Annotated in this window: 1 protein-coding gene; it reads right to left on the bottom strand. The window is 66.1% G+C overall.

The annotated features are described in order from the left end of the window. Positions 1-981 (bottom strand): topoisomerase C-terminal repeat-containing protein (locus tag KDK82_RS18010; protein ID WP_179217965.1); only part of this gene is annotated, 981 nt, incomplete at both ends.

Here is a 981-nt window from a genome sequence, read left to right as displayed (position 1 = left end):
ATTTGCTGTCGCGCTGCTCGAACTCGAAGTTCACCTTGCCGGCCGCGCCGTCCCACACCAGGAAGGCCTTGAAGCTGCGGCGCGTGCGGTTGGAGACGAACTTGTCCAGCAGGTCGGTCTTGCCGGTCTGCAGCAGCTTTTGCATCTGCTCGCGCTCTATGGGCTGCTGCAGGATGATCTGCCCGCTCTTGAAGTCGCAGCTGGGCGTGGCCTGGGCCAGCGTGGGCACGGCCTTGGCGCAGACGTAGTTGCTGCCGTGCTCGAAGACGGGCGCGCCGCACTTGGGGCAGGGGCCCAGCGATTGCTGGCTGGCAAAGTCCACCAGCTCGCCCGTGTCTTCGGAGGCGGCGTCGTCGCCAAAGTCGAACTCGAGCTTGTAGTTGCCGCCTTCCTCATCGCGCACGATGGTGACTTCGGCCACGAAGGGCCAGCCTGCCTTGGAGCGAAAGCCGTCCAGAGGGCCCAGGCGGCGGTCGCGCAGCAGTTGCTCGGCCTCGGCCGTCTCGAAGGTGCGGCCTGCAGGCGACTTGGTGAACGAGAAGCCGCAGCCCGCGCCCTGGCCGTCGCTGCCCGTGCAGCCGTAGCGGCGGTAGTTCTCCTTGACCACGCCGCCGCAGTTGGGGCAAGGCGTGGACAGGGTGGCGTAGTCGCCGGGCACGGTGTCTCGGTCGTATTCCTTGGCCTTCTTGACCAGCTTTTCCGTCATGGACTGGATCTGCTGCATGAAGGCATCGCGCGAGAGCTGGCCCTTTTCCATCTGGGCCAGCTTGTATTCCCATTCACCGGTGAGGTCGGCGCGCGAGAGCTCTTCCACGCCCAGGCCGCGCAGCAGCGTCATGAGCTGGAAGGCCTTGGCCGTGGGAATCAGCTCGCGGCCTTCGCGCAGCATGTACTTTTCGGTCAGCAGGCCTTCGATGATGGCCGCGCGCGTGGCAGGCGTGCCCAGGCCCTTTTCCTGCATGGCCTCGCGCAGCTCGTCGT

It is taken from the genome of Delftia sp. K82, from assembly GCF_002193035.1.
Classification (GTDB): Bacteria; Pseudomonadota; Gammaproteobacteria; order Burkholderiales; family Burkholderiaceae_C; genus Comamonas; species Comamonas acidovorans.
This window is presented reverse-complemented; position numbering and strand designations above follow the sequence as displayed.